Source organism: Mycobacterium sp. (assembly GCF_035314665.1).
Classification (GTDB): Bacteria; Actinomycetota; Actinomycetes; order Mycobacteriales; family Mycobacteriaceae; genus Mycobacterium.
Genome location: NZ_DATFZD010000357.1, coordinates 1 through 6463, shown reverse-complemented (window position 1 = coordinate 6463; position 6463 = coordinate 1). Strand labels below are relative to the sequence as shown.

The 6463-nt window shown below is 64.3% G+C and carries 6 protein-coding genes, 2 pseudogenes and 1 riboswitch; of the genes and pseudogenes, 3 read left to right on the top strand and 5 right to left on the bottom strand.

What is annotated here, in order from left to right; genetic code table 11:
* Both VKI00_RS24695 and VKI00_RS24690 read right to left on the bottom strand, forming a co-directional pair.
* The coding region (locus VKI00_RS24695; protein WP_324442207.1) for a serine hydrolase domain-containing protein at nt 1–867 on the bottom strand (867 nt) is incomplete at its 3' end.
* Nucleotides 868–1267: 400 nt separating this feature from the next.
* On the bottom strand, nt 1268–1450 hold the full coding sequence (locus VKI00_RS24690; RefSeq protein WP_324442205.1) for a hypothetical protein: 183 nt from the start codon (nt 1448–1450) through the stop codon (nt 1268–1270).
* Nucleotides 1451–1823: 373 nt separating this feature from the next.
* Between VKI00_RS24690 and VKI00_RS24685 the strand changes: the two are divergent.
* Nucleotides 1824–2504 (top strand): annotated as a pseudogene (locus VKI00_RS24685) (TIGR02206 family membrane protein); the annotation flags it as partial.
* Nucleotides 2505–2719: 215 nt separating this feature from the next.
* Here the strand turns inward: VKI00_RS24685 and VKI00_RS24680 are convergent.
* Complete coding sequence (locus VKI00_RS24680) at nt 2720–3280, bottom strand: hypothetical protein (protein WP_324442203.1); 561 nt, start codon at nt 3278–3280, stop codon at nt 2720–2722.
* 32 nt (nt 3281–3312) lie between these two features.
* Nucleotides 3313–3425, bottom strand: a riboswitch (SAM riboswitch).
* Nucleotides 3426–3792: 367 nt separating this feature from the next.
* Here VKI00_RS24680 and VKI00_RS24675 point away from each other — a divergent pair.
* On the top strand, nt 3793–4671 hold the full coding sequence (locus VKI00_RS24675; RefSeq protein ID WP_324442201.1) for a hypothetical protein: 879 nt from the start codon (nt 3793–3795) through the stop codon (nt 4669–4671).
* 9 nt (nt 4672–4680) lie between these two features.
* Here the strand turns inward: VKI00_RS24675 and VKI00_RS24670 are convergent, their stop codons facing one another.
* A complete protein-coding gene (locus VKI00_RS24670) occupies nt 4681–4878 on the bottom strand; it encodes a hypothetical protein (protein ID WP_324442199.1) in 198 nt (65 codons plus the stop codon).
* A gap of 144 nt (nt 4879–5022) precedes the next feature.
* On the opposite strand from VKI00_RS24670, the pseudogene VKI00_RS24665 reads away from it, so the two are divergent.
* Nucleotides 5023–5411 (top strand): annotated as a pseudogene (locus VKI00_RS24665) (DUF2567 domain-containing protein); the annotation flags it as partial.
* A gap of 4 nt (nt 5412–5415) precedes the next feature.
* Here VKI00_RS24665 and VKI00_RS24660 read toward each other — a convergent pair.
* Nucleotides 5416–6463, bottom strand: a 1048-nt coding sequence (locus tag VKI00_RS24660) for a lipase family protein (RefSeq protein ID WP_324442197.1), incomplete at its 5' end; no start/stop codon positions are given.

Below are 6463 nucleotides of genomic sequence, written 5' to 3'. Positions count from 1 at the left end.
GACCCGGTCTCGTTGGTCGTTCTGGATCTCGGAGGCCTTGCGGACCGTCTCCTCGGAAAGGATGCGCACACCGCCCAGCTGGCCGCCGCCGGCGAGCATCGCGTACATGGCGCCGAGCGACACGGCATCGAAATACCCATTCATCGCGGGCACGGCGGCATCTTGGAGTCGAGGGTCCACGATGACGTCCTCCATACCGCGGGAGAGGGCTGCGTTGATCATCCGATGCGGGTTGATCGGCGACCTCAGGACACGCAGACCCCGCGACACCTGGTTCAACGCGAAGCTGCCGAGGGGGCTAGACCAACGCGTCAAAGCGGGCGACATCGGTGCCAGTGGCGCTATCCGGTGCCGCTGCTCGGGCGGGCAGCCGATATGCAGGCCGTCGAGCCCGAGCGGTTCGGCGATTTCCTTCTGCAGGAACTCCTCGATCGGTGTGCCGGAGATCCGCCGCACCAGCTCGCCGACAAGCCAACCGAACGTCAGCGCGTGGTAGCCCACCGAGGTTCCCGGCGTATATGCCGGCTTGGCCCGGGCCAGCGCATCGGTCATGTGCTCCCAATCGAGCATCCTCGATCCGTGGTCGATGATGGTGCCGAGGCGGTGTAGGCCCGCGGAGTGGCTCAACACCTGCCGAACGGTGACGTCACCCTTACCGTTCTGGGCGAACTCCGGCCAGTACGTGGCGACCCGTTCGTCGTAGTCGAGCTCCCCGCGGTCGGCGAGCACATGGGCGCAGGTGGCCACGACGCCCTTGGTCGTGCTCCAGCACATGGCAAGCGTGTCGCGTGTCCAGGGAACCCTATCCAGGCCGCGAACCCCACCCCACAGATCGACGACAAGCCGGCCGCGGTGGTAGACGGCCACGGCGGCGCCGCCGTCGGTACCGGCGATCTGCTTCCTGAAGACGTCCGCTACCTCGCGGAATTCTTCGTCGCAACGACCCGCGATCAGATCTATTCCTGATGTCGGAGTGCTCAGTTTCGGAGCTCCTTTTTCTTCGGGGGCTGGGCCGCTTTGTTGGAAGCCTTTTTCGGCAAGTAGTCGAAAAACAGCGATTGCCTAATCATCAAGGGCTTCTTGGCGGTCGTCACTCCTCCTTGACCAAGCCGCCCGGCTTGGGGCTCTGAGCCATACAGATTTCGCCTCCCCTCATCCCCCCGATAGGGTCTTTTGACCCAGGTGCGCGCGCCTCAGTGCCCCATTCGGGGTACCGCAATTGGGAGGCGGTCACCCAGCCGACAGAACATTTACCGGTCAGCGCCCGTCAGCCGGAGTCGAGCAGGTGGGCCAGCAGCCCGAGCGTGTGAGCGGTGTCCCTACCGTCAGGCACCTCGGCGAAGGTCTCGGCCACCTTCCGCAGCTCCTTGGCCACCTCATGCCGCTGCGCGGGGTTGAGGGCGGCCAGCTCGTCGAGGAGCGTCGCGGGACTCGTGTCGGTGTCGGCCATGGCTCTCCGCCTGTCAGCATGACCCACGCAAGATGCTCAGCAGAGGCGGTTCACGCCGGACAGCTTGGCCGGGGTGGGCTGGGTCAGCGCGGCGCCGCATCGCTTGTCGCCAGAAGCGGCTGAGATTGCGTTGCCTCGTGGTGAGGCTTGGGGGACCGGGCGCATTACCTGCGACCCTTGAGCCTTGAAAGTACCCGGCTCGCCCCGAAACTTCCAAGGCATAATTCCTATACACCCCAGTGGTTTTCGTCCTATTTAGCGACCGCTGACCTCGTAGTTTCTATCCCGTAGGATCGCCGTATGCCGCCGCCGGTGAGTCGACACCGCTCGCATAGGATCTGGTGCGCACCGGAAGCACGAAACTGCGGAGTTGATGGAGCTGTTCGCTGCACAAAGGCAGTTCTCGGCGTACAGCCCGTCACACTGGGCCGCCATCGCTGTGTTCGTAATCGGCGCTGCGCTCCTGGTCTGGATCGGGCGCAGGCAGACCGAATCGCAGGCTCGCCGCCTCGGCCGCATCCTCGGGGTGCTCACCGCCGCGATATACGGCTCAGTTCTGATTTACCAACTGATCCCACCTACCATCGGCGAGTCGGTACCGCTGCGCCTGACCGATCTCGCGACCGTCGCCGCGGCCTACGCCCTGTGGTCGCAACGACGCTGGGCCTTTGCGCTCACCTACTACTGGGGCCTAGTTCTGAGCACCCAGGCGTTGATTACGCCGGTTCTGACGAGTCCGGATTTTCCCCACTACCAGTTCCTCGCCTTCTGGGCGACTCACCTGCTCGTCGTCTGGGCGGCCATCTACCTCACCTGGGGCCGCAGGTTGCGGCCCGAGTGGCGCAGTTACCGCATTGCGGTCGTGGTCACCGTGGTGTGGGCAGCAGTTACCTTCACGTTCAACAGCATCGCGGGAACCAACTACGGCTTCATCAACAAAAAACCTGCCACCGCCACGCTGCTGGACCTGTTGGGCCCGTGGCCCGTATATGTGCTAACCGCGGCCACGCTCATCCTGATCGTGTGGGCCCTAATGACCTTGCCTTGGCAGCGGCACACGGCAACGGGCATCTCGCCGAGCATCACCAATTCCTGTGCGCGCACATGTTCGGTCGGATCGACAGCATCCACGCCGATATCGCCCGACATCCACGAGCAGATCCAGGCGCGTCTGGCCCCTTTCCTGTGGAAGGCGATCCTGGACACCAGGGTCCTCATCGCCGAGGACCTGGGCGCAGCGCCGCCCCTGGTGCTCGCACGGGTGGAGTGCTAAACGAGAAGGAGCGCAGCCAGCCGACACCCCAGACCCATGTGTGCCCACCGGAGCACGAAGTTACGGTCAACGATCAATCGTGCGGACTCACCTTTGGCCCGGCGTCTCCCCGATGAGTACCGGGCGGCTATCCGCAAGGGCGGCACATTTGTCGGAGATGGCTTGCGGGGAATCAGGTGATCGGGATTGGTGGTGCGGGTGACGTGACAATCTCGCTGTTCGTCCAGCGCTACCAAGCTGAATACGCTTCGCGCACTTCCCATGAAGGACTCGGTGGGGACCGCCAGGAGATACCAGCGGGGCTTCCAGTCCGCCCTCCCGCCGAAGCGTTGCAACGCAGCGCGCACCAGCGCCGGTCGGTGATTCCACCGCACCAGGGACAGGTCGTCACCCTCGATGTGCACCAGACCGTCGTTGTCCACCGATGCGGTGACGGGGATGATCACCGACGGCTCGCGCATGGAATGGTTGAAATGAATCCAGCGGATCTGATGACCGGGTCCGTAGGAGCTGCAACGGTTGTCCGAGCCGGAAAGATCCCACACATATCCAGACAATGGAGACTCCAGACTGTCGAAGCCTCCCCTAGGAGGCGCTCTTGCCTGACACCGGTTAATGCCTGCCGCTTCGTCATCCGAGCCACCCACGAGCGTGGGGTTGGCGTGCCGTCCAGTCGGAGCTTGGCGACGGCATCTCGTGAAGCAAGTTTCACGATACCGACAAATTGGCTAGGGGCACCAGGGCCTTCTACCGTTGGCTGAGCTCAGCCGACACCGAACGGATTTGAGAGTGCATACACGCTGATCAGCGGCGTTTTCGGTTTGTATCAAGGTCGCCTCCGGTACGGGCTCGAAACGCTCCCGGTCAGGTCCTTTTCGCGTCCTCGCGTAGCTAACTCCTCACCGAAACGGACACCTGCGTCCTCGACGCGCCGAACGTGTCGGAGCCCGGTGGGACCATGAAGCCCGTGGAGGCAACGCAGGACGGCCCTAATGACGACGATCAGGAAACCGTCACCTCGTGGACAAACCCGTGGATCGCCGAGTACAAGCGACGCCAGGCGATGCTGATGGAGATGCCGCCGTTCGAGATAATCGCGATGCTTCGCGATCTGAACCTCACGTCATACGCCTTCAGCACCAACGCCCAAGAGCTACTGGCCCACATCGCGCGATACCCGGAGATAGGTCAAAGCCAGCCGTTCAATCCCGACGTGGGCGACCCCTTCGGTATGGAGCTGGCGCGGCTGCTGGCGAATCTTCTGGCCTCGGTCAAGTCGCTTGTCTCAGGTCAGCGCGCGGTTCTGCGCGACGTCTGGCCGAAGATCGGAGGGCAGCTCTCAGAGTTCGAGCGAGGCGAGTACACCAAGAAGCGCCTTGCTGTATTCGAAGCAGACGAGGCAAAGCTGCTCGAAGAGCTTCGTAACTACTCCCAGCATAAGTTCCTCCCCTATTTGAACCCGGCATGGCAGTTCTCGCAGACGATGCCGATGGCGCAGTTCCAATTTCGGTTACATGTTGAGCCGCTGCTGAAATGGGACAGCTTGACGGCAGAGGCTCACAAATACCTTGAGGAGCATGGTGATTCGATTGACCTGCTTCCGATCATCGGCCGCTACACCGCGTCGGTGCGAGAGTTCTACAAATGGTTCTGGCTCAAGATCGATGAGAAGATGAAGCCAGAGCGCGTCGAATACGATGCCCATGTGGCCGAGTTGATGGCCTACGGCGAAGAAGTGTTCTTGGCGCCGGATTGGATCCGAAAAGCTGGCGGGGAGCCGCCGCCTGGGTGGAACGGCGCGCGTTGGCGTCGCCGGCCGCTCGCCGAGCTTCGCCAGAAACGATGGGCGCTAGGGCACAGATCATTTCGCGGCATCACCGCAGACAGCCAAGGTGTTGCTGTAGTCGGCGGCCACCCGTGGACGCCGATACTGCTGCGGGTTCCCTAGCTCGCGGCTTCAACCGAACAGCGGCACCACATTGCTCGCGGCCTCGGCGGGCTTCGCCGTGGCGGGTGGTTCCGGCAAGATGTTGAGTGCGCCGCCCTCCTCCTCGGGTATGTAGTCGCCGTACACGCCCACGGTCAGGGTAAAAGTGCTGTGCCCTAACCACTTCGACACCTGTTTGAAGCGCTTGCCCGCCGCGAGCTGTAGCACCGCGAACGTATGGCGGAATTCCTGGAGCCGGACGCCTACCCGGCCGCCTGTAATCCCTCGTAGATAATCGGCACCAGCTCGCCGAGGAGCTTCTGCTTGCGTTCCGGGCTGTTCAGGATCTGCGTGGACAAATCCTCCGAGGATGCCATGGCGCTGGTGTGGCAGTGGGGGGAGCACCGTGGGCCGGGGATGGTCGCGGCGCTCTCGATCGGTCTGGTGGCCGCCGCCGCGGCCGCGGCGGCAGTGGGAGCCCCGTTGGTGCGCTGCGGTACGGCGTGGTGGATTTCGCCGGTGCACCGCTGACGGACGACCACCCGGTGTACTACTTCACCCAGGCGCCGCCGGTCTTCTTCGGTCGCGGGCCGTTGCAGATCGCCACCACCCTGCTGCTGCCGGCCTCCACGGCGGCGCTGGTGTACGCCCTGCTGGCGGCCGGGGCCACGCGCGACGACCTTGGCGGCTATCCGGCTGCGCCTCAGCCGCCAACTGCGGTGACCGCGTCGCCGGGCGCGGCGGAAACCTCCTCCAGGTGATAAGTCACAGCGGACGGCGGTGCATCGCCCTGCCGGTGATGACCTTCGCCGCGAACATGGCCAGTCGAGCGATGCCGAGGTAGGTTGCCGGGCTGAACATGGTCGGCCACTTCGTTCTGATCAGGTGATCGGTCAGGGGTCGGCCGGCGAACCGGTCCTGCAACCAGCGCATCGTCATCGGGGCGGACAGTGGGTGTAGCAGCAGGTGCTCGCAGAACGCGTCCCGGTGGTAGGTGACGTCGGCTCCGCCGGCCGAGTAGGCGTCGGCCAGCGCGTCGATGTCGGCGACATCGATGAGGTAGTCGTGTACGGCCTGCACGATCAATACCGGCGGTGTCGGCGCCGTAGCGCCGAGTTTGATGTTGTCGAGGACGTACTGGACCTCCTGCAACTCCAGGATTTCGTCGAGCGGCTGGTCGAGGTAGTCGCTCACGTCCTTTCTCGCCATCCGGATGACCGCGCCCACCGTGGTCATGGTCTCCAGCCGGCGCAGCAGGGCCAGTCCCTCTTCGTTGGTGTGCTCCTGGATCACTCGGTCCAAGTCTGGGTAGATGTGTGCCAGCGCGGCGATCACCAACGCGGGCAAACCAGCCAGGAGGCTGCCGTTGAGCCGGCGGGCGGTGTGTTCTAGGTCGCCGATGGGTGATCCGAGCACGGCGCCGACGATGTCGAGTTCGGGTGCGTAGTCGGCGCATACTTCGGCAGCCCAGGCGGTGGCGAGCCCGCCGCCGGAGTACCCCCACAACGCGACGGGCGCCGACGCTGACAATCCGATGCGCTCCGAGCTCAGTGCGGCCCGGACTCCGTCGAGGACGCAGTAGCCAGGTTCGTACGGCGCGCCCCACATCCCGTTGGGGCCTTCGTGGTCGGGCACCGAGACCGACCAGCCCTCGGCAAGGGCGGCGCTGACCAGCAGAAAATCCAACTGCGGCACCGCGCCGATGGCCTTCGCGTGTCGCCGCAGGGCATAGGACGGGAAACAGCGGGCCGTCACAGCGTCGATAGCGCACTGATACGACAGCAGCGGGCAGGTCTGGCCCGAAGCGACGTCC